This window comes from Salinimonas profundi (assembly GCF_014750655.1).
Classification (GTDB): domain Bacteria; phylum Pseudomonadota; class Gammaproteobacteria; order Enterobacterales; family Alteromonadaceae; genus Alteromonas; species Alteromonas profundi_A.
On sequence record NZ_JABBXD010000015.1, the window covers coordinates 1 to 22,358 of the forward strand.

27 protein-coding genes are annotated in these 22,358 nt (G+C 44.2%); 20 read left to right on the forward strand and 7 right to left on the reverse strand.

All coding sequences use genetic code 11. From position 1 onward, the window contains the following. Positions 1-887: 887 nt before the first annotated feature. From HHX48_RS17310 to HHX48_RS17330, 5 genes are all read right to left on the reverse strand, one after another. Positions 888-1,487 carry a methyltransferase family protein gene (locus HHX48_RS17310; protein WP_191026596.1) on the reverse strand — a complete coding sequence of 200 codons (600 nt, stop codon included), beginning with the start codon at positions 1,485-1,487 and terminating at the stop codon, positions 888-890. A gap of 125 nt (positions 1,488-1,612) precedes the next feature. Beyond that, on the reverse strand, positions 1,613-4,723 hold the full coding sequence (locus tag HHX48_RS17315) for an efflux RND transporter permease subunit (RefSeq protein WP_139758264.1): 3,111 nt from the start codon (positions 4,721-4,723) through the stop codon (positions 1,613-1,615). A gap of 60 nt (positions 4,724-4,783) precedes the next feature. Further along, positions 4,784-5,719 (reverse strand): efflux RND transporter periplasmic adaptor subunit, encoded by a 936-nt coding sequence (locus tag HHX48_RS17320; RefSeq protein ID WP_191026597.1) that lies wholly within the window; start codon positions 5,717-5,719, stop codon positions 4,784-4,786. Next, positions 5,719-7,053 (reverse strand): TolC family protein, encoded by a 1,335-nt coding sequence (locus HHX48_RS17325; protein WP_029937684.1) that lies wholly within the window; start codon positions 7,051-7,053, stop codon positions 5,719-5,721. The genes HHX48_RS17320 and HHX48_RS17325 overlap by 1 nt, the downstream gene beginning before the upstream one ends. A 454-nt stretch (positions 7,054-7,507) precedes the next feature. Beyond that, positions 7,508-8,125 carry a cation transporter gene (locus HHX48_RS17330; RefSeq protein WP_015065928.1) on the reverse strand — a complete coding sequence of 206 codons (618 nt, stop codon included), beginning with the start codon at positions 8,123-8,125 and terminating at the stop codon, positions 7,508-7,510. A gap of 79 nt (positions 8,126-8,204) precedes the next feature. Between HHX48_RS17330 and cadR the strand changes: the two genes are divergently transcribed. The 11 genes from cadR (at position 8,205) to HHX48_RS17385 (ending at position 13,635) form a co-directional block, all read left to right on the forward strand. Further along, a complete protein-coding gene (gene cadR, locus HHX48_RS17335; RefSeq protein ID WP_015065929.1) occupies positions 8,205-8,594 on the forward strand; it encodes a Cd(II)/Pb(II)-responsive transcriptional regulator in 390 nt (129 codons plus the stop codon). Positions 8,595-8,722: 128 nt separating this feature from the next. Then, entirely contained in the window at positions 8,723-9,487 is a 765-nt protein-coding gene (locus HHX48_RS17340) for a helix-turn-helix transcriptional regulator (protein WP_139758262.1), read from the forward strand. Between the two features lie 97 nt (positions 9,488-9,584). Further along, a complete protein-coding gene (locus HHX48_RS17345) occupies positions 9,585-10,028 on the forward strand; it encodes a hypothetical protein (RefSeq protein ID WP_191026598.1) in 444 nt (147 codons plus the stop codon). Between the two features lie 190 nt (positions 10,029-10,218). Continuing rightward, positions 10,219-10,374, forward strand: a complete 156-nt coding sequence (locus tag HHX48_RS17350) for a hypothetical protein (RefSeq protein ID WP_168190734.1) — start codon at positions 10,219-10,221, stop codon at positions 10,372-10,374. A gap of 135 nt (positions 10,375-10,509) precedes the next feature. Next, positions 10,510-10,890: a DUF7659 family protein gene (locus HHX48_RS17355; protein ID WP_139758260.1), complete on the forward strand. Its 381-nt coding sequence runs from the start codon at positions 10,510-10,512 to the stop codon at positions 10,888-10,890. Positions 10,891-10,993: 103 nt separating this feature from the next. Continuing rightward, complete coding sequence (locus HHX48_RS17360) at positions 10,994-11,224, forward strand: hypothetical protein (RefSeq protein ID WP_139758259.1); 231 nt, start codon at positions 10,994-10,996, stop codon at positions 11,222-11,224. A gap of 111 nt (positions 11,225-11,335) precedes the next feature. After that, a complete protein-coding gene (locus HHX48_RS17365; RefSeq protein WP_139758258.1) occupies positions 11,336-11,905 on the forward strand; it encodes a hypothetical protein in 570 nt (189 codons plus the stop codon). Positions 11,906-12,079: 174 nt separating this feature from the next. Continuing rightward, positions 12,080-12,514, forward strand: a complete 435-nt coding sequence (locus HHX48_RS17370; RefSeq protein ID WP_139758257.1) for a GIY-YIG nuclease family protein — start codon at positions 12,080-12,082, stop codon at positions 12,512-12,514. 262 nt (positions 12,515-12,776) lie between these two features. Continuing rightward, complete coding sequence (locus tag HHX48_RS17375; protein WP_191026599.1) at positions 12,777-13,115, forward strand: hypothetical protein; 339 nt, start codon at positions 12,777-12,779, stop codon at positions 13,113-13,115. After that, positions 13,112-13,375: a hypothetical protein gene (locus HHX48_RS17380; protein WP_139758255.1), complete on the forward strand. Its 264-nt coding sequence runs from the start codon at positions 13,112-13,114 to the stop codon at positions 13,373-13,375. Before HHX48_RS17375 ends, HHX48_RS17380 begins: the two co-directional genes overlap by 4 nt. Before the next feature lie 32 nt (positions 13,376-13,407). Continuing rightward, entirely contained in the window at positions 13,408-13,635 is a 228-nt protein-coding gene (locus HHX48_RS17385) for a hypothetical protein (RefSeq protein WP_139758254.1), read from the forward strand. A gap of 37 nt (positions 13,636-13,672) precedes the next feature. On the opposite strand, the gene HHX48_RS17390 is transcribed toward HHX48_RS17385, so the two are convergent. Further along, positions 13,673-14,266 (reverse strand): hypothetical protein, encoded by a 594-nt coding sequence (locus HHX48_RS17390; protein WP_139758253.1) that lies wholly within the window; start codon positions 14,264-14,266, stop codon positions 13,673-13,675. 153 nt (positions 14,267-14,419) lie between these two features. Between HHX48_RS17390 and HHX48_RS17395 the strand changes: the two genes are divergently transcribed. The 8 genes from HHX48_RS17395 to HHX48_RS17425 all read left to right on the forward strand — a co-directional run bounded on the left by HHX48_RS17395 (position 14,420) and on the right by HHX48_RS17425 (position 20,459). Then, entirely contained in the window at positions 14,420-14,644 is a 225-nt protein-coding gene (locus tag HHX48_RS17395; RefSeq protein WP_139758252.1) for a hypothetical protein, read from the forward strand. A gap of 412 nt (positions 14,645-15,056) precedes the next feature. Continuing rightward, positions 15,057-16,343 (forward strand): ParB/RepB/Spo0J family partition protein, encoded by a 1,287-nt coding sequence (locus tag HHX48_RS17400; protein WP_223858525.1) that lies wholly within the window; start codon positions 15,057-15,059, stop codon positions 16,341-16,343. Positions 16,344-16,390: 47 nt separating this feature from the next. Then, complete coding sequence (locus HHX48_RS18830) at positions 16,391-16,759, forward strand: hypothetical protein (protein WP_223858527.1); 369 nt, start codon at positions 16,391-16,393, stop codon at positions 16,757-16,759. Between the two features lie 50 nt (positions 16,760-16,809). After that, positions 16,810-17,220, forward strand: a complete 411-nt coding sequence (locus tag HHX48_RS17405) for a PRTRC system protein E (RefSeq protein WP_139758250.1) — start codon at positions 16,810-16,812, stop codon at positions 17,218-17,220. A 14-nt stretch (positions 17,221-17,234) separates the two neighbouring features. Beyond that, positions 17,235-17,459: a hypothetical protein gene (locus HHX48_RS17410; protein WP_139758249.1), complete on the forward strand. Its 225-nt coding sequence runs from the start codon at positions 17,235-17,237 to the stop codon at positions 17,457-17,459. A gap of 117 nt (positions 17,460-17,576) precedes the next feature. Beyond that, positions 17,577-18,956: a hypothetical protein gene (locus HHX48_RS17415; protein ID WP_139758248.1), complete on the forward strand. Its 1,380-nt coding sequence runs from the start codon at positions 17,577-17,579 to the stop codon at positions 18,954-18,956. Next, complete coding sequence (locus tag HHX48_RS17420) at positions 18,922-19,689, forward strand: PRTRC system protein B (RefSeq protein WP_139758247.1); 768 nt, start codon at positions 18,922-18,924, stop codon at positions 19,687-19,689. The genes HHX48_RS17415 and HHX48_RS17420 overlap by 35 nt, the downstream gene beginning before the upstream one ends. Further along, on the forward strand, positions 19,689-20,459 hold the full coding sequence (locus HHX48_RS17425) for a PRTRC system ThiF family protein (protein WP_139758246.1): 771 nt from the start codon (positions 19,689-19,691) through the stop codon (positions 20,457-20,459). Before HHX48_RS17420 ends, HHX48_RS17425 begins: the two co-directional genes overlap by 1 nt. 374 nt (positions 20,460-20,833) lie before the next feature. Here HHX48_RS17425 and HHX48_RS17430 read toward each other — a convergent pair whose 3' ends face one another. Further along, positions 20,834-21,664, reverse strand: coding sequence for a hypothetical protein (locus HHX48_RS17430; RefSeq protein WP_139758245.1), 831 nt, complete (start codon positions 21,662-21,664; stop codon positions 20,834-20,836). A 310-nt stretch (positions 21,665-21,974) separates the two neighbouring features. Here HHX48_RS17430 and HHX48_RS17435 point away from each other — a divergent pair, with 310 nt between their 5' ends. Then, positions 21,975-22,178, forward strand: a complete 204-nt coding sequence (locus HHX48_RS17435; protein ID WP_139758244.1) for a hypothetical protein — start codon at positions 21,975-21,977, stop codon at positions 22,176-22,178. Positions 22,179-22,358 lie beyond the last annotated feature (180 nt).

The following is a 22,358-nucleotide window of genomic DNA, read 5'->3' on the forward strand; positions in this document are numbered from 1 at the left end:
CCGAATACATTAGCGCATAACCAGCCCCGTTATCGAAATTAATCATTGCAATAACGAGGCGGACCATACATTTTTGTGTGAAATTTGGCCTGTTAAATTACACACCCTCAAATAATGCCTTGCGATTTCAGTGGCGTCTTTTTTCTTCGCTATGGTGCTAGTAGCCGGGGGCGGTTCCCCGGCACAATTAAATACGGAGCATTTATGCGAATGAAGCTTTCTATATTACTCACCTGGGCTGTGTTAACTCCGATGGCGTCTGCCAGCGACCTGTGTACTTCTAAACTCAACACATACCTTAGTGATTGGGAGCGCAAATTAAACACGTACACAATCAAGGATTTGAGAGATTACAAATCTGGTCAGTTAAAGGAGTGGAGTAAAAGGCAATCTGATGGTGAATCAGATTGTAAAATATGGCATTCGTTACCAGAACAATGGGTCAAAAGAGAAGCTTTAGAAACTCTGTCTGGAACCACCAGCATCAGGTCCCGTTAATCAATTACAAAACTGACAGGTCTCTCCGGAGGCCTTTTCTAACCCTTCGTATTTGGCAAAGTTCTCGCGGATTTGTCCACCAGCATTATCAAGTCACATTGCTACTACATCTAATAAGCTCAGGAGTAGCTATGTGTAGTGGCTCGCGAACATAATCCCTCTGACTTGATTACATCGTACATTTTGGACTCACATTAAGTGAGAATATGACCGGTGCCTGACTCACTTTAATTGACAATGAACTCACGCTAATCGAGAACGGGCTTGCAAACATAATCAGTCGGCTCACTTTATTTAAGAATAACGACAGTTCATAAAAATGGACGTTAAAAGATACCGTTCGTTAGTTTATGCATATAAAGCAGCCTGCGCCATTACTTATTTAAGCGTCAAAACTTAAAGCGTGAAAGCTTAGGTATGTATCGGTTAGTGTCAGACTTATATTTTAGAAAATCATCGCCATGCACTTTCTTCAAATAAGGCTCTTCAATTTGTCGAACAATCACTTCAATGCAAATCCAACATACAAAAGCACATGCCCAAAGCAGCAAATGTGGGAACGTTATACACACCCCTGCCCAAAATAGAAAAATACCAAAGTAAATGGGGTTGCGAGACTTTGCGTAAATCCCGTGGGTAATAAGTGCAGTCGTTTCTTGCTGGTCAACGCCAATACGCCATGAATCTCCCATTTGAATTTGAGACAACAAAGTTACAGCAATTCCGCAGGCGCCAATCAAGGAGCCGAGAAGCTGAAATGGAATTGAAGGAACAAATAGTAGGGGCGCACGTCCTAAGTAACCAAAAAGAACTAGACCAAATGCAAAGCAAAACGTAACCACGAATATAGCCCCTGGTACAATTTCTATTAATGGTGCGTTTATAGATGCTGCTCTTATACCAAAATCACCATTTCTCTTATATTGAAAAAAGCTTCTACCGAGGGCGGCTAGCGCCAAAAAACTACTAATTAAAATAAGCGAAACCATATCTATCCTTATCGTACATGACGTTAAGAATATGATTGTAAAGTCTATACTTAATAAAGAGTCAATAGGTACCTAAAAATCGTTCAGGTAAAACTTGGGCATTTACGAATAAATGCCCAAGAACACTACTGATCCCCTTTACTATGCACGAGTCGATAGAGTACAGGCAGCACTACCAGTGTTAGCAAGGTTGACGATATTATCCCGCCGATGACCACCGTGGCCAAAGGCCGTTGCACCTCTGCACCTATGCCCGTATTGAGCGCCATGGGCACAAATCCAAGGCTTGCCACTAGTGCTGTCATTAATACCGGACGCAAGCGAATAAGTGCCCCTTCAACAATGCTATTCACTAATTCTCCGGTTTCTAGCAAACGTTGCTTGATGAAGGACAGCATTACCAATCCGTTTAATACGGCAATCCCAGACAACGCGATAAATCCTACCGACGCGGATATGGATAAAGGCATATCCCTTAACCAAAGAGACATTACACCGCCTGTTAATGCCAAAGGGATACCTGTGAAGATAATCAACGCATCGCGTATAGAACCAAACGCAATTACCAGCATTGTCAAAATCACAAACAACGTAACCGGTACCACAATAGTCAATCGTTGACTCGCACTCTCGAGCTGCTCAAAGGTTCCACCATAGTCGAGCCAATAACCAGCAGGTAAATCTACTTCATCATTGATTCTCGCCTGAGCTTCTTCAACAAAAGTGCCAATATCTCTGTCACGCACATTTGCTGTGACAACAATACTACGTTTGCCATTTTCCCGGCTTATTTGGCTAGGTACTTCTTTAAATGCCAGTGTGGCTAATTCGCTTATCGGTACATGCTCACCAGAGGGCGTGACGATGGGAACGCTCTCAAGCTGAGTGAGTTCATTTCGAATGTCGTCGCCATATCGCACGACAATCTCAAAGCGTCTGTCGCCTTCAAAAATCATTCCAGCGGTTTCTCCACCTGTCGCAGCATTGAGCCATAACTGCAAGTCGGCTATATCCAAACCAAAGCGTGCCAATTGATCAGGCTTTGGTGTGACGGTGAAGATTGGAATGCCTTCTACCTGCTCAAGCCTCGCGTCATCAGCTCCTTCAATCGTTGAAATAACGGTCAAAATGTCAGAAGCAGATGCAAAGAGCGTATCTAAGTCATCCCCAAATAGCTTTATCCCCAAATCTGCCCTTACGCCACTAATCAATTCGTTAAAACGCATTTGTATAGGTTGCGTAAATTCATAATTATTGCCGGGCAAAGTAAACAAGTCCTCTTCAAACGTTTCCACTAACTCAGCTTTTGTCATTGATGGATCGGGCCATTGCTCCCGAGGCTTTAAAATAACAAACGTATCAGTAATGTTTGGTGGCATAGGGTCGGTGGCGACCTCACCCGTACCCGTGCGACCGAATACCGTCTGTACTTGCTCATACTGCATAAGTTTCGCTTCAAGAGTTTTTTGCATTTCAACTGCTTGTTCTACCCCTGTCCCAGGGATCCGTATTGCCTGTACTAAGATATCACCTTCATTGAGCTGGGGAATAAACTCGGAGCCTAATTTACTGCCCATCCATAAACTGCCGACAACCAAAGCACTCGCTGCTACTACCACTAGCCATCTAAAACGCAGCGCTCCGGTTAAAACAGGACGATAGACTGCCTTTGCACCTTTAATAATTGGGCTTTCTTTTTCGCTAATTTTACCTCTCATGAAAATTGCTATCGCCGCAGGCACTACGGTAAAACAAAATACCATTGCGGCAAGCAAAGCCATTATCACGGTCGCTGCCATGGGGTGGAACATTTTACCTTCGACGCCAGTGAGCGTGAACAAGGGGATATAAACAATGGTAATGATCAATACACCAAACAAACTGGGACGTATGACTTCATTAGTGGCTTCATATACAACATTCAGTCTTTCTTTGAGCGGTAGAGTTGCGCCGTTTTGCTTCTGGGATTCGGATAATCGCCTGATACAGTTTTCAACAATGATAACTGCGCCATCGACAATCAAGCCAAAATCCAGTGCGCCTAAACTCATTAAGTTAGCAGACACATCGGTTTTGACCATACCCGATATCGTGGCAAGCATTGCCAGGGGTATTACAGCGGCTGTAATAAGTGCAGCTCGCACATTCCCAAGCAAAACGAATAGCACAACGATGACAAGTAAAGCGCCCTCGACGAGGTTTTTCTGTACTGTGTCGATGGTTTTGTCAACGAGGCTTGTTCTATCGTAAACCGCTTCAAGGATAACGCCCTCGGGTAAGCTTGTTTTAATGGTTTCGAGCTTACTGTCCACAGCTTTGGCGACCGTACGAGAGTTTTCTCCCACTAACATCATTGTCGTGCCAATCACTGTTTCTTGGCCATTTAACGTGCCGGCTCCAGAGCGCAGCTCTTTACCGAGGTTGATTTGGGCGATGTCTTGAATTTTTACCGGTACGCCATCAATGATCTTAACAACCACTTGGCCGATATCGTCGATGCCCTTCAGTTGGGCTTCCGATCTGATCAGTACTTGTTGCCCATTTTGTTCTACAAAACCAGCGCCTTGATTCGCATTGTTGCGTTCTAGCGCACTGAGAAGGTCACCTGTACTTATCCCAAAGTTTATCATTGCGACTGGATTAGGATTCACATGATATTGCTTTTCAAATCCGCCTACCGCATAAACCTCGGTTACCCCCTCAACAAGCGACAATTGGGGCTTAACTACCCAATCATGGATCTCCCTTAATGCCATAGCATCATAGGGTTGACCGTTGTCCTGTCGCGCCTGAGGCTCAGCACTTAACGAGTACATGTAAATTTCACCCAAGCCTGTGGCGATAGGGCCCATTTCAGGGGTTAACCCTGTTGGCAATTGCGCCGCGATGGCGGTGAGACGCTCGTTGACGAGATTTCGTGCGAAATATAAATCGGTGCCCTCTTTAAACACGACTGTGACTTGCGACAAGCCATAGCGTGATATCGAGCGGGTATACGATAAATTAGGCAAACCGGCCAGCGAGGTTTCAACTATAAACGTTATGCGTTGCTCAGTCTCCAAAGGCGAGTAACCTGGGGTTGCGGTATTTATCTGCACTTGCACGTTGGTGATATCAGGCACAGCATCAATCGGCAGTTGTTTGTAACTGTACATACCAAAAAAGGCGACAAACAAGGCGAACAACATCATGACACCACGGCGCTCAATCGACAGACGGAGTATTCGTGCAATCATGCTCTCACCTCACCGTTTTTATGGACTTGGCTTTGCTTTTGACAATAAATGCGCAGGTAATTAGTCATCATCGCCCGCCTCCATTTTTAATAAATCAGCTTTTAGTAGATAGCTATTTTCTACAACGACTTGCTGGCCTATTTGAACGCCCTTCACAATCTCTACTAAACGGTTGTCCGTGTTCCCAAGTTTTACTTGGCGGGGGTAAAATCGTTCCCCTTCTTTGACAAAAACAATGGTTTGCCCATCTAACTCTTGTATTGAACTTTTGGGGAGTGCCAGATTGACTTCTTGGAAACCAATCTGAATATAACCCTCTACCATAGCGCCTAAAGGCCAATAACCACTGCCATTATCAACGTTCACCAACGCGATAGAATAGGGTTTGTCATCCGGTGAGGACGTAATGTGGCTTATACTTGATTGTTGCTGCAATTCCTCAAGCCTTAAAGTGACTTCCATATCAGCGGCAATATGAGTACGTTGTTTGGGGAAAATAGCCAATTGAGCAATTGCGCGAGAGTAATTAGCAACAGAAAGCAGCACTTGACCGTTGGTGAGCTCACCATCATTGGCGTGTCTAGCTATGATTTTTCCAGACATCGGTGAGGTGATTGAGTATTGATTTAAACTCTCGTTTGACTCAATGATTGCCAGTGTGTCACCTTTTTTTACTTTATCTCCAATATTCACCATGATACGTTTTACAACACCGTCGAAGCGGGCACGAATATGACTCAGTGACGCAGGATCATGAACTATCCGCCCAAATGTTCTGGTTGTGAGCGATAATGATCCTGACGCGGCTGAAGCAGTCACGATATCGTGTTCAAGCATCCGTTCTTGAGATAACACTACGTACTCGGGTCTTTCTTCGGCTTCCTCATCGTCATCATCAGCCAGGGCGACAGTAGCAAACAGTAAAGTAAGTAGCATGGCTAACACGCCAAGCAAGTCACGTGCGCTAGTGAGTAATGTAAATTGTGATGTATTCATTATTTTTTCTCTAGTAATTCTGATGATTGAGCAGACGTCGAGGGAGAGTCAGAAAACACGGGAATTCCCGTAAGTGCCTCTAGATCTGCGCTTCGAAGGTGGACTAAGCCTGCGGCTTTTATCAGTGTTCGTTGCATATCTATGAGTTGCTGTTGCGTTGTCACCCACTCTATATAGTTGTAGCGACCACTTTCATAGCCATCCCGCGCCAATTTCAATGCAGATTCCAATGTGGGAACGACATTGTCTTGAAGGGTCGTAACAGTGAGCAAGGCTTGGTCTTTTGCGCTAATGACTTGATTTAATTGGCGAGTGAGTTCACGAATTTTCGCTTGTTTTTGATAGTCGATACTGTCAAGCAATGCGCGCTGTTGTTCGTATTCTCCTAGATTCCGCTGCTTGGTATTTAACGGCACCGAAATACTGGCGACTAACGCTGTGTCATTAATTCCCTGCATTCTTCGGATACCGGCTTCCCACGCAATGTCGAACTGCTGACTGGCCTGAACCACTCTCAATCTGGCCTCTTGTACCCGATAGTTATCAGCATAAAGCAGAACGTGTGGATTGCTTTGAAGCTGTGAAAGCATATGTTCAAGTGATAGTGAATTTGGAAACGATAACAGTGTCCCTTCAACTTCCGCAAACGCAGCGTTAGTGTCACCCCACATGATGGCCAGGTCGCGTTTATACTCATTGAGTTTTTGTTCACTTATCAATAACGACAAACGCGCCTGCGACAACGCTGACTCTGCACGTTTTTTCTCAAGTGGTGAAGAAGCCCCCGCTTCAACCCGTGTTGAGACTGTCTGAAGCATTGTGCGAGCCAGCATTTCAGCTCGTTGCTCAGTCTTGTGCAACGCTTGTTGGACAATGACATTGATATATCGTCGAGTTGTTTCACCCAAGATGTCCAGCGTACGAATGCGCCGTTGTGTAAGCAGTTGTGCTTTTTTTGAACTCACCACATTCATTCGGCCGCTGACTTTATCTCCAAGCTCGATGACCGACGATAAGGTCAGTGTCAATTCGGCATCTTTGATACCAGACACTTCGCCTGTTCCCAACACATTTTCAACTTCAACCCCAACAGACATTTCAGGTCGTAAGCTGGCCATTTTTGATTCACCATCCAAAGCCGAAGATTTAAATTCGAACACAACTAAATCTGGGTTGTTTGATAATGTGCGTTTGAGCGCATTTTCAAGCGTGATTGAAGACTTTTGCGCATTGGCAGATTGAACAGATATGCTCATGGTTACCAGTGCAGCAGATATCAATTTCAGATACGCTGAGCTAGCTTTTTTTATGCCCAATGGGCGTGAAGAACTCATAAAAGAACCTTTTGTTCATAAGATAACGACATACATGGAAAGCACCCATGCAAACATATAGGAGGGAATGGATTAATGTTGAGGTGGGCGCAAAAGGCCTTCGACTAGGCCGTCAGTGACGTTGCGGGAATAACTGTATTGATTGGTATATAACGGTTTAGATACGTCATTTATTGGGTGTTGTGCCAGAAACTTAATCTGTCCACATTGACACAGCACACAATGGAAACACTTAGACTCTTCACTCGACGTATTATCACCAGCATTTACATTTTTTTCGGGAACATCATAAGTGCCTATCGACTTTGATTGTTCAGGGACTGACGATACCTCCGCAGGGTAGTCATCGCATTGAGCGGCGAACGAAAAGCCCGATTGACACATGAGCAAAGTAATAAGTAGCCATGCCAACCTACGCAGTTTTGATGTGCAATTAAAAATTGGCATTTTCTTATCAACTTTGCGCATTAAGCGCTCGCTGTCTTTCATTTCCAGCATCTTCGAGGATCATTTTTGCCCCGCGCAACACAACGCACGAAACTATCACACCGATAACCAGATCAGGCCATCGAGAATCGAGCCAAAACACCAAAACGCCAGCAAAGATAACACCTAAGTTGGCAATCACATCGTTGGCTGAAAATATCCAGCTTGCCCGCATATGCACTTCTTCATTTCTTTGTTTGCGTATGATCACAAGACAAATGACATTAGCAACCAGTGCAACTGCCCCCATAGCCATCATTAGTCCCGATACAGGTTCGCTACCGTAAATTGACCGTCTTACAATATCAATGATAATCAACACACCCAGTGCCATCTGAAAAAAGCCGCTAATTCTAGCCGCATTGGCTTTGTGCAATAGCGATTTACCAATAGCATAAAGGGCAACACCATAGACAACTGCGTCGGCGAGCATATCAAGTGAATCGGCTATTAATGCGGTTGAATCAGCAAGCAACCCGATCCCCATTTCTATAACAAACATTGTCGCGTTTATTCCCAAAAGCCAATACAAAACCTGTCGTTGAGACTGGTCTTTTATTTCAACTTCGCACCCACATCCGCTCATTAGAAACACACTCTTTACTGATGAATAGTATGAGTATAAAGTCTATACTTGGTATAGAGTCAACGGTTAGGAGAAAAAAATGAAAATTGGTGATGTCGCAAAGACGACAGGTTGTAGTATTCAGACCATTCGTTTTTATGAAAAGAAGGGGCTCTTGCCTGAGCTTAAGCGCTCAAGTGGAAATTATCGTGTCTACGACAAGGGGACTATTGAACAACTCCTGTTTATCAAACAGTGTCGTTCATTAGATATGTCTATCATGGAAGTAAAAACGCTAATGGACAGTCGTTCGAGGCCAGATCAGAGCTGTTCAAATATCAATACGTTAATAGCTAAGCATTTATCAGACGTCATTATTCGCATTGAAGAGCTAAACGCATTAAAGTCATCACTCGAAAATATGGCGTCATCGTGTGACCAAGACAAAACCATTAGGGACTGTGGTATTTTAAATTATTTACACACTTAAAATTGTAAGAAGAACACAATTTCACTGTGCGCGCTCACCTTAACTTGTATCTATCGGCTAACATTCGTCATTTGTGTAGATTTATAAGGCAAAAATCAATAGCCTGAACTTTTGATACTGAGTCAGCCATGCATATTCATTTGTGGCCCTACAAAGCGATTTACATCGGAATCAGTCCTGATAATGATGTTCATGCACATCATGCTGTCCAAATTTGCATTGGTTTAGACAAAGACATCTCGGTTCAAGATTTCAAGGCACAAAGTATTCACACCGGACAATGTATTGTGATTTTCGAAGATGTCCCTCACAAGGTTTTGGCACAGGACAATCAGATTGTAGTCATCTATTTAGAGCCTGAAGATAGGCAAAACCAACAATTTCTCAAAGCCTTACGTCAAGCCAGGAGTGATGGAATTAATACTCTGCCGCTTACTAGCAAAGAATTGGGATCCATTTCTCAGCATCTATTTACTGACGTCGATATCGACAAAGTGTGGAAAACAGTAAATAAAGCGGTAGGGCTAGTCTATAGTCCTGCGCTTTCATCGCGCCCTGAGGATAAACGGGTACGAGCGGTCATCGACATTATTGCTTCGCAGAGAGGTTGTGCAATCGATATGGCGTTTTTATCATCGAAGGTTTTCTTGTCCCCAAGTCGTCTAACACATCTTTTTAAGCAAGAAGTGGGTATACCTATTAGTCGTTTTATTGTCTGGTGGCGTGTGCGCGCCGCAATAGAACAACTGAGTAAGTCAGCAACATTGACTGAGGCTGCCCATGCTTCGGGTTTTTCTGACTTACCTCATATGAGTAAAACGTTTAAACAGCTGTTTGGATTTGCACCTTCCTCGTTATTCAAACCGCACACCATTAAAATTCACAGTAATTAGCCGTTTGATACAAGCCGAATTAAGTTTGACTAGGGAATAATATACGCATCAATAAAAACGCGAATGTGTAAATACTATGAGAACGTTGGTCCAATGGATGTTCAGCCCATTATTTTTTTTAAGCTTTATCTTTGCTGCATCCAGTATCTCCCAAAACACAGGATCTGCAGCTTGGCTTATACCCCTGCTTTTATTCGCCATCGTCGTATCTTTTGCAGCTGAGAAATGGTTACCATATGAAAAAGCATGGAATACACCGCAGGGAGATTTCGGGCGAGATATAGTGCATGCCATTGTCAATGAAGGCTCTTTGGCTCTCACGGTCGCGTTTATCCCAATAATGACCGCGATAGTGCCCCACTTCAGTATTGGGAATGCTAAAAATCTCATTGATGGATATTTCTCTCCCAGTCCGTCGAAACCCGGTGGTAAATCGGAAGAACTTAAGCGCGCGCAGCGCGAATGTTTGGCCAACCTGCAAAAGCAGCTACAATACGTTCAGTCCGTCACAGAATCACAGTTTTTTTCAAAAACGCAATAACAGGGAGTCAGGTGATGTTCCATAAAAGAAAGTGGGTTATCAAAAATGCACAAAACAAGGCAGAAGTAGTTGATGCCTTATCTACGAGTCAAAACCAGAACTTCGGTATCCGGTTTGCAGAATTCCTATTTCTAAATGACTCAACAGATACCGGTTTTAGAGAATTTGCCGTCGTGGATGAACCAAGGGCATGCAGGTAGATTCTTGGACAGTGGACTGGATGGCCAAGCGAGAAATTGATAGCTCGATTAGAGAATCCATGCTTGAGCGGGAAGGCTTGGCGGCGTTTTCAACGCCCTACGAATTTAAAAGTGAAATGGTGACTGACCTGCCCACGAACAAATAATCCTATAACCAGGTCTTTTTGACCGGTGCCACTTAACACAGCCGCAGGGTCCTATCTCTGCGACTTCTTTATTTCTTGCGGCCCCGCTAATTTCTGACACGTTTATCCCAACTGAAACAACTAACGGGAAAAACCATGACTGCATTTATCCAAGAGAAGCAAACGGAGCTTTTTAACGAACTGGGGGTGTTCTTTGCCTTTACTAATGAGCAATTTGAGGAGCGTAAGGCTCCAGGCGTCGAATACTGCACAGTTCTTGGTGCTGGCGACTGTGTGCCTAAGTTGAAAGCCAAAGAGTTCTCTGATCGTCTCAAAGTTATTCATGAGGAAGGTCGAGCGAAAGAAATAGCAGAGAAGGGTATCGACCAGATTATTGAAGAGCAGCTGGTAAATCACGAATGCTTCTACACAGGTGATATTGGCAATGCTGTTCATGCCTTGGCCGGATACGGTGTTACGCATTTAAAGGTAGCTGAAATTTACGGAAAAGTCGCTCAGAAATACGCTGATTGGTGATTAGTAAGCGCCGTAAAGTTCTCCTTAAGATTGCGGCGCCAACGCTTGCCAATTGACTATTCCCAACCCTCTCAGTCCCACTGAAACATTTGAGGAAAATACGATGCAAATTACACGTAAGCAATATGATTACCTGCAAGGGTTCTATGCGCATTGTTATGCTGTTTATCATGAAAAATCAGACGCTGATTTTGGTTTTTGGGCTTCGCAGCTGGACGAGGCAAATGTGCCCTGGTGCGTACAAAACAGCGTTGCTGTTACGGCCGAAGATAAAGGCTCAATGTCTTTATATCTTTCAACGCACTTAGCAAATAGAGGCGTATCAATTCACTAAACCAAGGCCTCCCAGTGAGGCTATTTTCTTACCAAATATTTCCTCTGTTTTTGCGCCACCATCAATCCCTGGCACGTTGAACCTACATCAACAAGTAACAGGAAAAGCTCTATGAAACCGATCGAAAAAGTAAGCGTAATGGCCAGACTTGCAACTATTAATCACAGATGGTCCGACTATGGCCACATACACGTATCGTTCTCCCTTGTTAAATCTGCAAATTATTACGATACACCCGAGTTTGTCGGTATGGGCGATGAAATACCCAAATGTCTCAGCGGGATAGGCGATTTACTTATCACCTCTCAGGTTGGCCCCGGCGATGTGGCAGAGAAAGGCGTGATTGATTCCTATTATGGATATGAAATTGCACTAGACCTTAATCAACCAAAAATAGGTTTCAAGCTGGATGAAGCGCTCAAGTCGGGGAAGCGCATTCATAAGCGGATTCAAAAGTTAAATGATAGCGAGGGATACTGTTCTAACATTGTTGACTACTTGCGGTATGTCTTCAGAGCTATGAATGTGAAATACATCACCCACGAAAGCTATTCTGAGCGCAGATTCAACCAGCGCTGGAAAGGATACAAAGCGGCGGACCTGCCAGTCCTTATAGAGCGATGCACTGAAGAGCTTAGTGATGATCTTGGTTGGAACCTGCCGATTAACCAAGCTGTATAAAACTCACTATTTCACAAGGGCCGCGATTGCGGCCTTTTTTTGATTCAACGTTTCACATCTTGCGAAATTCCAACTACATATTTCATAGGTCGCTCCGCCGTTGTACTCTTGTTTAGTGCTATCTTACCAATATTTATATTGAAGTTGGATACTTTGCTATTTAAGGATAAAGTAATGTATAGAGAATATAGAGAGTATGACCCTAATAAGAAGTCTGGTTTTGTATATTTGATTGAAACACCTTGCCTCCCTAATTGGGTAAAAATAGGGTTTAGCAATCATCCAGAACGCCGAATAAAAGGGTTAAACACCGCAGTACCAGAACCATTTAGGCTGATCCAAGCCTGGGTCGTGAATGATTATAAAGCTGCTGAAACGGTCTGTCATAAATTTTTCGATAATTTTCGCAGCGAGTCTGGAACTGAGCATTTTCGACTTCAATCAGGTGTAGAACGCCATGATTATCTAGACGTATATACAGGGGTGATAACTGACTTCAAAGACCGAGATTCTGAGTTGATCAGCGATATAGATTTTGTATTGAAGGACAATGGTTTTGGAGCAGAGAAGTGTGCTATTTTAGATAGAAATAACAACATTCTAGAATAGAAATTTGCTGCAAGAGCATGTTGATTTTTCAAAGGCTTAAATACAGAAAAACAGCTCCTTGAAGCACTTTTTGTGTGGGCTCCTGAGATAAAAATCTTGATCGTCAATCAGTAAAAGCAAAACCTTAAAGCCTCCAGGCGAGGCTTTCTATTGTAAAAAGAATTTTTACTCTATTAACTTAGAACTTCTCTTCCGCACATCTTGCGCCCCCGGCTATTCCTGACACGTTGAATCCAAATTCAACAGAGAACAGGAAAATACCATGCTAAAAGAATTCAGTCCGATTAACCTCAACGGGAAGACCCTTACAGCTGCCCAGGCAGTAGAGCGAGGCTTTTGTATCCCAGTTCCGGTATTTTACATTCAGTACAACCACAATTACGGCAGTGTGGGTAACAGACGTCCAAAATGGAAAACGTCACCGGGCTTTTACCAAAATGGCGGCGCTGACACTCTTCTACAGCACTTTAATAAGAACTACGCCCGCAAGAAAAAAGCCTGGCACTTGCAGATTATCGGTGACAGAAACCGCGACTTCGGAAAATGCGTGGCCAGACTAAGCAAATTTATTCCTCAGACAGTTAAGCCGAGCGCAGCATGAACTTACAGCACGGCTTTTACAGTAAATCCACCAGCATAAACCCTGATGCACGCATGATTCAGGCTGGTGCTTTACGCAGTGCAGAGTTAGCCATGCTGGTGGCGTTAATGGGTTCCGCCATTGAAGAGTTTCAGTTGGATACGGGGGCGCGGCTTTATGCCTACGTCATCGAGAACCCCGAGCCTATCTCTCTTAGCCAGATGCAGTACCACATGAACTCGGTAATGACCAAAATCAAAAAGCTTCGGGTGAAGTTTTAGGCGAACCACCCGCAGCATATACGGAGAAAAGAATGATTGTCGCACGAGCTGTCACCGAAAAAGAGCCTGACCTACTGGTTGGCTATGAAAACTTGAACCTAATCATAAAAGATTTGGGAGGAGAGGTAGTAACTGAATTGCCACCAGCGGACGGGATGTGGACGCACGATGCTCTTGAGCTGGTGGACTACGACATGCATTCTCCATTTGGTTGGGACGCTTATCTGGGCGACCAATGGATAGGTTCATCTGAGGTATAACTAAAGCCTGCCGCCATGGCAGGCTTGTACTTCACAACTAAACTTTGGGAATTTTATAGGATTCTGCATCTATGAACTCGAGGCAGGTAACGTCAATTACTCTAAGTGAGCCACCACTGTCACCGCCTACTAAGAACGCTTTAATTCCAAGAGATAGAGCGTAGTCGTATTTCCTTTTTTCTATATCCTGCTCAGTCAATTTTTGTTCTGATTCAGCTTTCCCAATTTTGTCGTACTCGGAGCGGTCGAAATCAATAAGATCGTTTTTTTCTCCTTCAAATGAAACAATTTCATCTGCCGTGATGTTTGTTAGGCGATATCTATTTATGAATAGCTCTACAAGCTCATCTTTAAGATGCTCCTGTCTATCCTGTGCAACTCTAACTTCCGCTTTTTCGATATCAGAACCCTTTTTCTTCGTAGTTAGGGCCACCATTTCATTATGTTTAGCCGACCTAGCATTTTTCTCTGCAAGGCGTCTAAAAAGAGTAATGCTGAATCCGTATCCATCTACTCCTGACTTACCTTCAGCATAATGAGCTATAGGGTCTGGGTTTTCAATCACAACATTAGAGCCGTGCATTGAGATTGCATCAATATAGTCAGTCTTATCTGGTGCTTTTTGCGACACGTTATTTCCTCATAATCAGTTAGTTACTAGATGGAGGCTGCTAACGGCCCCTTCAAGGATTAGTGAGACTGCTAGTAGTTTCTCCCTAAATTGCCAACCTCCCCAGTCATGCAACGTTAATCCTGTACCCAATAGTCATGGACAGGAGATAACATGCGAACAGATATTCCAACAGTAAATGCCCGTGGTTCTAAAACCGTCATGGGCTTTGTCATGGACGCAGCCGCTGATGCAACACGTGATATGCCTTTCCCATCGGAGCAAGCGCGTCACGCGTGGATTGAGTCCCATTTTGACCAACTACTAAAGCAAGGAAGCCGAAACTTCTGCGCAGCCGGTAATGCTCGACTGAACCTAACAAGATTTGCCAGTAATTAATTTTCAGCCCCCATGGGCATTCTCCCTTGGCCAGCTATTCGCTGGCCTTTTTTATGCCTGCTCCCGCCTTGCCCCGTTGCGCTATCGCTTCTCGGAGCGCGGCTTCACACACACCCTGAAAATGAATAAAAAGCGCTTAAACTATGCATGACTGCATAAATGATAGGTTTTCCCCGAGCCGGTATCGCTGAAAAATAGATATTTATTCACTCGAGCCAACCAGGTAACGATTTTTTTCAGTGGGATAGGAGCCCCGGCGCGAGATAAACCAACTCTTTGCGATAATGAACGACTGATAAAACGATATTTAAAGTGGTTTAGAGGTAAAACAATGCCCATTCCTTGTTAATTGCCGATTAGAGCATTCATGACACGTTACTCCCATATCCTTTGAACAGACCGGAGTACCAACATGGATTTTGCTGCACTACCTGATAAAACCCTTGAGAAAGTTCACCCAAGCTTGCTGCTGGATTTCAGCATGGGCAATAAGCGCAGTTCCCGACCAGAGAAGTCTCGCAGCGAAATGCGAGAAAGCATCCGTAGCCACGGCGTTTTACAAAACCTGATCACGCGCCCCCATCCTACCGAAAAAGGATACCTTGAACTGCTTGGTGGTTATGGTCGCCGTGATTTGGCGCTGGAACTTGAATTATCAGAAGTGCCAGTGCTGGTAAAGCAGGTAGATGATCGTGAAGCCTACATAATCCATTTACAGGAAAACACCATTCGCAGCGACCTGTCTATTGTAGATGAAGGTCGTGCAGCACAGGAATTTAATAGCCTGTACGGGGGGGACCGCCAGTCAGTGTCAGATGCGCTTAACTGGCCGCTAAAGAAGGTTAATGAGCGTCTTGAATTAATGAAGTGTACCGACAAGGTACTAGATGCGCTCAGTCGAGAAAAAATCACTGTTGGTCATGCAATGGCAATAGCGCCATTTTCACATCAAGGTCAGGATAAACTTATTGATGTGGTATTAGCACAAGGCTGGTCAGCAAAAGAGTTAAAGCTACAAATCGGCGCAAAGCAAACACCATTAAGTATTGCTAAGTTCGATAAGGGTGAATGTAATAGTTGTCCACATAACACCTTTCACCAGATGGGCTTGCTCGATGATGTAAGCACCGAAGCAAAGTGCGCCAAAATCACCTGCTTTCGGGAAAAAACGGCTGAGTGGCTTGCAGGTATTCGTAAGCAAGCGGAAGAACGGTTCGGTAAGGTGCTATACCTGTCTGAATCAGCCCAAAAAGACCGTAGTACGGTCAATGCTGATGTGGTGGGGGAGCAACAATATAAAGACGGTTGTACGCCCTGTGAAAAACGCATAGTGGTTATGTCAGACGTAACGGGTAAAGAGGGTGAACTGACCGAAAACCAGTGTATCGACAAAGTATGCTTTGCCAAGTGCCAGCAGTCTTTATCAAAGGCAGAAAGCGCGGCTATGGCATCAGCTAACGTGCAGGAGGTTGCAAAAACCGACCCTGCAAAAGCTAAGAGCATGGCAAAATCTCAAGCGAAATCCTCAGCCAAAAGTCTGAGTCCGGCACCATCGGCAACATGGCCCAGGAACATCATAAAGCATTGTTACGCCAAGCAAGTGCAAGCCACTTTGCAAAAAACAATCTGCTTAAAAGCGCATTTATGCTTGCTGCGCTGGTGGACTCAACTGGCTATAGCGGTAAAGAAAAAAGCCTAACAGGTGGATTTGGTTCAGTTGTCCAATACGCATACAAAAATCTTGATATGCAAACCATGCAGGAGGAAATGCTTGCGGCTATCAGTCACGGTATGACTGAAAAGGATAATTTAAGCGGCTCTGATGCAACAAATCTGATGATTGAACTACTCAAGTCTGAGCCAGAACACGCTAAAAGTGTCGCGGTTAAGGCATGGGAGCCTAACGAAGCCAATCTGAAAATCTTCACCACACAGCAAATTATTGAAGTGGCTAAAGATGCCAATGTTCCCGCCACTATGAACGCCAAAGAGGAAGGTTCCTTCACCAAAGCCACTAAAGGCAAAAAAGCGGATTTGATTAAAACGCTGGTGGAACTTGACCACGATTACTCTGAATTTGCACCAAGCTGGTATCTGACCCACGTTACTCAGTAACGAATACAGGCGGGGGAGTCACCCCCGCCAAACTTTAAAAAGGAATAGTAATGTTTACTGAACTGTCACAACTGATTCATAAAGCCAATCTGAAACAATTATCACTCTGCGTTCAAGATGGTGGTAACGGCAAGCTGAATGTCGTGGTAATGACTGAAAACAATATTGGTGATGCCGCCGATCCGAAATTACGCGCAGCTTTGACTCAGCCATTGAAATTAACTGCCAGCGCCGCCGATTTGGATGATGGTTTCATCAATCATCTGAATACCTTCTCTGAAAGCTACGTGGACACCACTTTAAAAGCCAATACCGCACAGGCCACGCAAAGCATGGCGAATGCCAGCGCCCCTGCCAAGCAAGAAGAACCAACTGATCCGGTAAGTGAGGCTCTTGGAGAGGACGCACAGCCTACCGACACGCCAGCCGCATCATCCATTGCAGATTTAGATTTAGATTAACAGGAGCAAAGACCATGACAGCATTTATTCAAAGCACGCCGCTTAAACGGGTTTTCAAATTAGGTTCTCTGGAAGTTGACTGCGAGTGTCCGAATGCAACATTTGAAGAAAGCATCAAAGCCATTCGAAAAAACTATTCGTTTTTCCGGTTCGGTAAGATTTATGAGGACGATGGTGTTGTTGAGGACGACCGCATTGTTTACAACCTGCCTAAGCTGCCACCTAACAGCAATGGCTAAATCTGATGCTAATGGGCCAGCCACCGCCTTTCAAGCGTGGCAAACCGCGCTGGAAAGTGACAACGCAGCTTTCCATGAGCATCAGTTCATTCGAATGGAACTAAAGGAAAAACGTCGATGTCAGTTACCGTTGAGCGCCCTAGAGCAGATACCAACTTCGCAGAAAAGCCCCTCACCATACCGAGTCTGCCTGATGTAAGGCCGTTCGGTTATGAGCTGGTGGGGCAGCAAATAACGTTTGATAGTGACGCACAGCACGTATTGGCACCAGTTGAAGGTTGCTCCCCACTGCTTGAGAACCTCAACGCGATTGAATCTTACTTAAAGCCTTACTTTGAGGTTTCCCACACCAGTCATGATGAAGCTATTGCTCTGCTAAATACGCTAAAAAAAGACAGCGATTTTGATGCATTGCAAAACGATGTTTTTGAAGCAGCAAGACAATCCCTTAGAAAAGTGCAAAACGCATTGCTGGACAGTATTGCAATGGTTCCACAGGCCATTGAAACATTGACAGGTGAAGTACCAGCTTTCAGATACGATAACGTTAGCATTGGGTTGTTTGATAGAAATGAGAGCGGCTTTTATGGCGAAATTTCTGAAACCGCCCCCACCAGTTGCGTTTCAATCGAGACAACTGAGCCGGTTTCTTGTTTTTTGTTATACGCTGAAAAATTAGATCCCAAAACACGCAAGTTCTTAGCAGCTATAGCACTTCATATAGCCTGTCAGTGTGAAACCACACCCGTACCTCATGCCTTTGGCTGTCATGACTGGACAGACGATTATATTACTTTGACAACTGAACAGGCTTTACAGCTTGAAACTTATGCTAAGCAAGATGCTTGGAAGCTTGATTCATTTTCACAGTGGTTTCGCCAGCTAAAGCACATTATGGGTGATGCGATAAGTGATTTAACATCAATGATGTTTGATATGCACATGATGGACTTAACGGATATTCCAGATGGAGACTTTGATGAGACTGAGGGCGAAACAGGTGATTTTTTGCAATCCTACAGAGAAAGCGCGTCCGAATCACTAATGAAAATCGTCCTTCAGTCCGGTACTGACTATACCGGCGGCGAAATTGATGAAGTGTTTCTTCAGGATTTGCAGGACTGGCGCAGTTCGCCACATTGTCAGCATACCGTAGTGGTGGACAAGCTAATCGCTGTTGCCACGGTAATTCAAGAGCACCTGCCGCAAGGGGGAGACGCACTTGAGTCGCTAACTGATATAGAAGATTTTGGCGTAGGGTTGCTATATTCAATGCCCTCAATCGATGCTTGTTACAGAACGAAACAACTCATCAATGAACACGCTCAATATCAAATGGAAACCTGCGAACAGTGCATCTTTGAAGCTGACTGGACTGACTCAGATTGGGTCGAAAAAGCACAGCGTTACCTTATCGGCTGGTGGTTAATGAACTATTTAGAAACCATCATGGAGTCGTACAATGCTAAACCCTATGGCGCACAAACCGAATCTTAAACCACAGGCTGAGGTGCCCGTTCCTCAAAAGGCTATCGTTTTATACGGGCACGACGACAATTACCAAGACTCCACCAGCCAATATGCCACTATCCATGATATAAAAAATGGTCAGATGCAAGCAGGGCGCTTGACCGACATAGCCAATATCCGGCGCACAATCTCTCGCAGAGCCAACAAAAGCGTTAATCAGCCTGCAAAGGTTGATTTAAGGTCACTGATTGCACCCGATAATGTGCTGGTGGACACCCCCAACTTGCTGGTATGGCACACCCCCAAACAAAAGCGCGATATGTGGTTCAATGTCGGCAAACAAACACCGTTAAAGGTTTGGTGGCCGAGTCTGGTTTTTGCTGTTAATCCTGGGAGTAATTTCAGTGCTTTGACCGTTTATGCCAAAGCGACCAATCAGCGTCCATCCACTCAGACAAAGCTATATCATGCACCGCTGATGAATATCAGTGGCGGCTCATTATGTCAGGGGGGCGCAAGGGTTCCTGCAAAAAGAGATTTCACAACGTTAAATGAAATGGAAGACACCTTATTCGATTCTTATTTTACTCACACTAATTATAGAACTAACCGCTTTCGTTCTTACTACCTCGATAATCGCCAACATGTGCAGTTCTGGCAAGATAAAGAAAAGGCCGATGCCCAAGTAAAAGCAGGGGAAATGCACTTCGCCGGTACGTTCGGTGAATGGCTGACCAAACACGCACAAGGAATCCGTTAATGAGCTTTATCACTCCTACTTCATTTTTTAATAAAACCGTGAGAATCACTGTCATCGGTGCCGGTGGCACAGGCAGCTACTTGCTTAGCTACCTTGCACAAATAAACTATCTGCTACGCATGGTCGGTGGCGAAGACTGCCCCTTGCAGGTGCATGTATATGATCCCGATACCGTCAGCGAAACCAATGTAGGTCGGCAAAATTTCTGGCCTATGGACATTGGAATGAATAAGGCTGATGTGCTTGTTAACCGTATCAATATGGGTTTTGGCACCAACTGGAAATCACACGCGGTGGCTCATGATATGAAACCGTCCGGACGGGCTGACATTGTAATGACATGCTTAGACAGTGCCCAAGCAAGACACAGCTTAGGTAAAGCCTCTCAGGATTTTTATGGGGGCGATACACTCTGGATAGATGGTGGTAATGGAGCAAAGACCGGACAGGTCATTATGGGGCATTTGGGTCGCAGGTCACAAAGCCGCTTGCCTAATCTTTACGATCTGTATGGCGACCTGCTGCTTGATAGCCCCGAAGAATCGGCACCGTCATGCAGCCACGCTGAATCCATCCGTAGACAGGATTTTGGTGTTAACCATACCACAGCGTTCTACATGGCCAATCTTGTCTGGCAGATGCTCAGGCATGGCAAGGTAAACTATCAGGGCGGCTTTTTTGACCTTGAGCAGGGTGAGTTAAATCCTATCCATCCTATACCAGATGTTTGGGCCGCATTTGGTTACTCAGGCAAAAAAGACGACGCCTAAACCAATTCAATATCGAACTTCCACAAGGTGATCGACTTCCTGTAAGTGGTCACCTTGCAAGCCCCAGGGGCCCCGATTCGCTATCGCTGCCGGGGCGAGAATTCAAAACTAAAAATTTCGTATAACAAGGGAAGCATAAGCTTCCCTTGTTTAAACTTTATTAGGTGACTTTATTTTATATAAAAAATAAATCCAACCCCCGACAAGAGTCAGCAAGTTTAGAGCGACGGTATAAAAGCCAACAAGTGATGCATTTTTAAACTTCGTTTTCAAACTTATTACAGTAAGAAGCGACAAAAGCATACTAAGAAGATTTATATAGCCTATCGTGGTCAAATTTATATCCATAGTATTCAAACCTTTTTAAGCGCTGTTTACGATTTTCTTTTACAGGTAACCCGCTTTGTAACTGTATCCATATGACAATCTATGATTGTCACACTACCATTCGGAATAGTTGAAGTGCTGACGCCCGTAATAATATAGTTATGACGATTAGCAGCGCCGTTATAAAGTTGGAAGGTAGACTTGTCTGTTTTGAAAAGACCTTCTAGGTCAGAGCTCTTTGAACCAATTGTATTTCCAAGTTTATCCGTGCCCTTCAAAAACTTGAAGCGTAGTTTCCCTTCATGGTCAATACCTGTTAAAGCAAAGTCGGCATTAGATCCATCAGCGAACTTCACAGTTATAGTTAAATTTACATTCACTAAGGTCCCGAAGACTGAGAGTAAAGAACCAAAATAGTTACCTACCATCTCATTCCAAGTTTGATTATCTCTATAGTAATTGATGACTTGATTCTGCGCCAAGCTGTTAGCAGGCATTTTCCAAGCGCTATCAGCTATGTCACCTGGTATATCTTTAGAAGTATCCACAAAGCTTGTTACTGAGCGTTTGACCCCCATCGCGTCTTTGAATGTGTAATAAGAAGTATTATCTACTGCCACTTCGCCAACAATAAACACAGACGGCTCACCGTAACTGGGGTTACCTGCTTCATATCTTACTCTAAATTTTTTGATAACCTCCGTGTTTGTATTACTGACATAGATATAACTGGTTCCGGAAATAAGCTGAGCATTAGCTTTAGCATTATTGAGAAAATCAGTAGTAGTATTGCAGCTTTTGCAGTCGACTAGTTTAGCCTGTGATTGAAATGCAATAAAACAAACTAGATATATGAGGTGTTTAAATCTTAAACGCATAAAAGTTCCTTTTACATTAGTATTCCGACAAGCAACATTGCATTGTGGTGATGGAAATTTATTCACTTATGCGAACTCAAACCAACAAAATTTTTTCACCCTTTAGATAAAAAAATAGAAAAAAATTGTTGTTTCAAAATAGTTACACAGAAAAAAGTTAAGTGTCCTTTGATAGGTCTCACCGAAACAAGAATTTTCGGCTTGCTCAGCGCTGCATAAAGCGCATCTTCCATAGCTTCCTTCCTATTTGTGTAATGTCAGCATCGTGACACGTTAACCCCATGAACATTAACAAAAAGGGGGAAGCCATATGACTTTATCTCGCGCTATCTTGACTTGGCTTAAAGACGTTCTCAAAGACTTAGGTCTGGGTTTGTTCGCGCTTGGCCTTAGCGGCTCGGCGCTGGTGGTAGACCAGTCAGTTGCACTGCTGCAACTTTCTGTTGTACTATCCTTCTTAGGTTTAGGAATGGTCGCAGCCTCTTTCGTGCTGGTTGTGGCTTTTAAGGTCTAGGAGGTAGCATGGAAATCACTGTCGATACATCGAACTTTTGGTGGTTGCTTTTAGCACTTTCAGTTGCCGGAACAGCTATCTTTTCGTTTATATACTCTCAGCGACATAAGTTGGAAGAGTGGGGCCGTAAACACATGCACGATTGAAGAAGCGCCAATAGGCGCTTTTTTTGTACCTGAA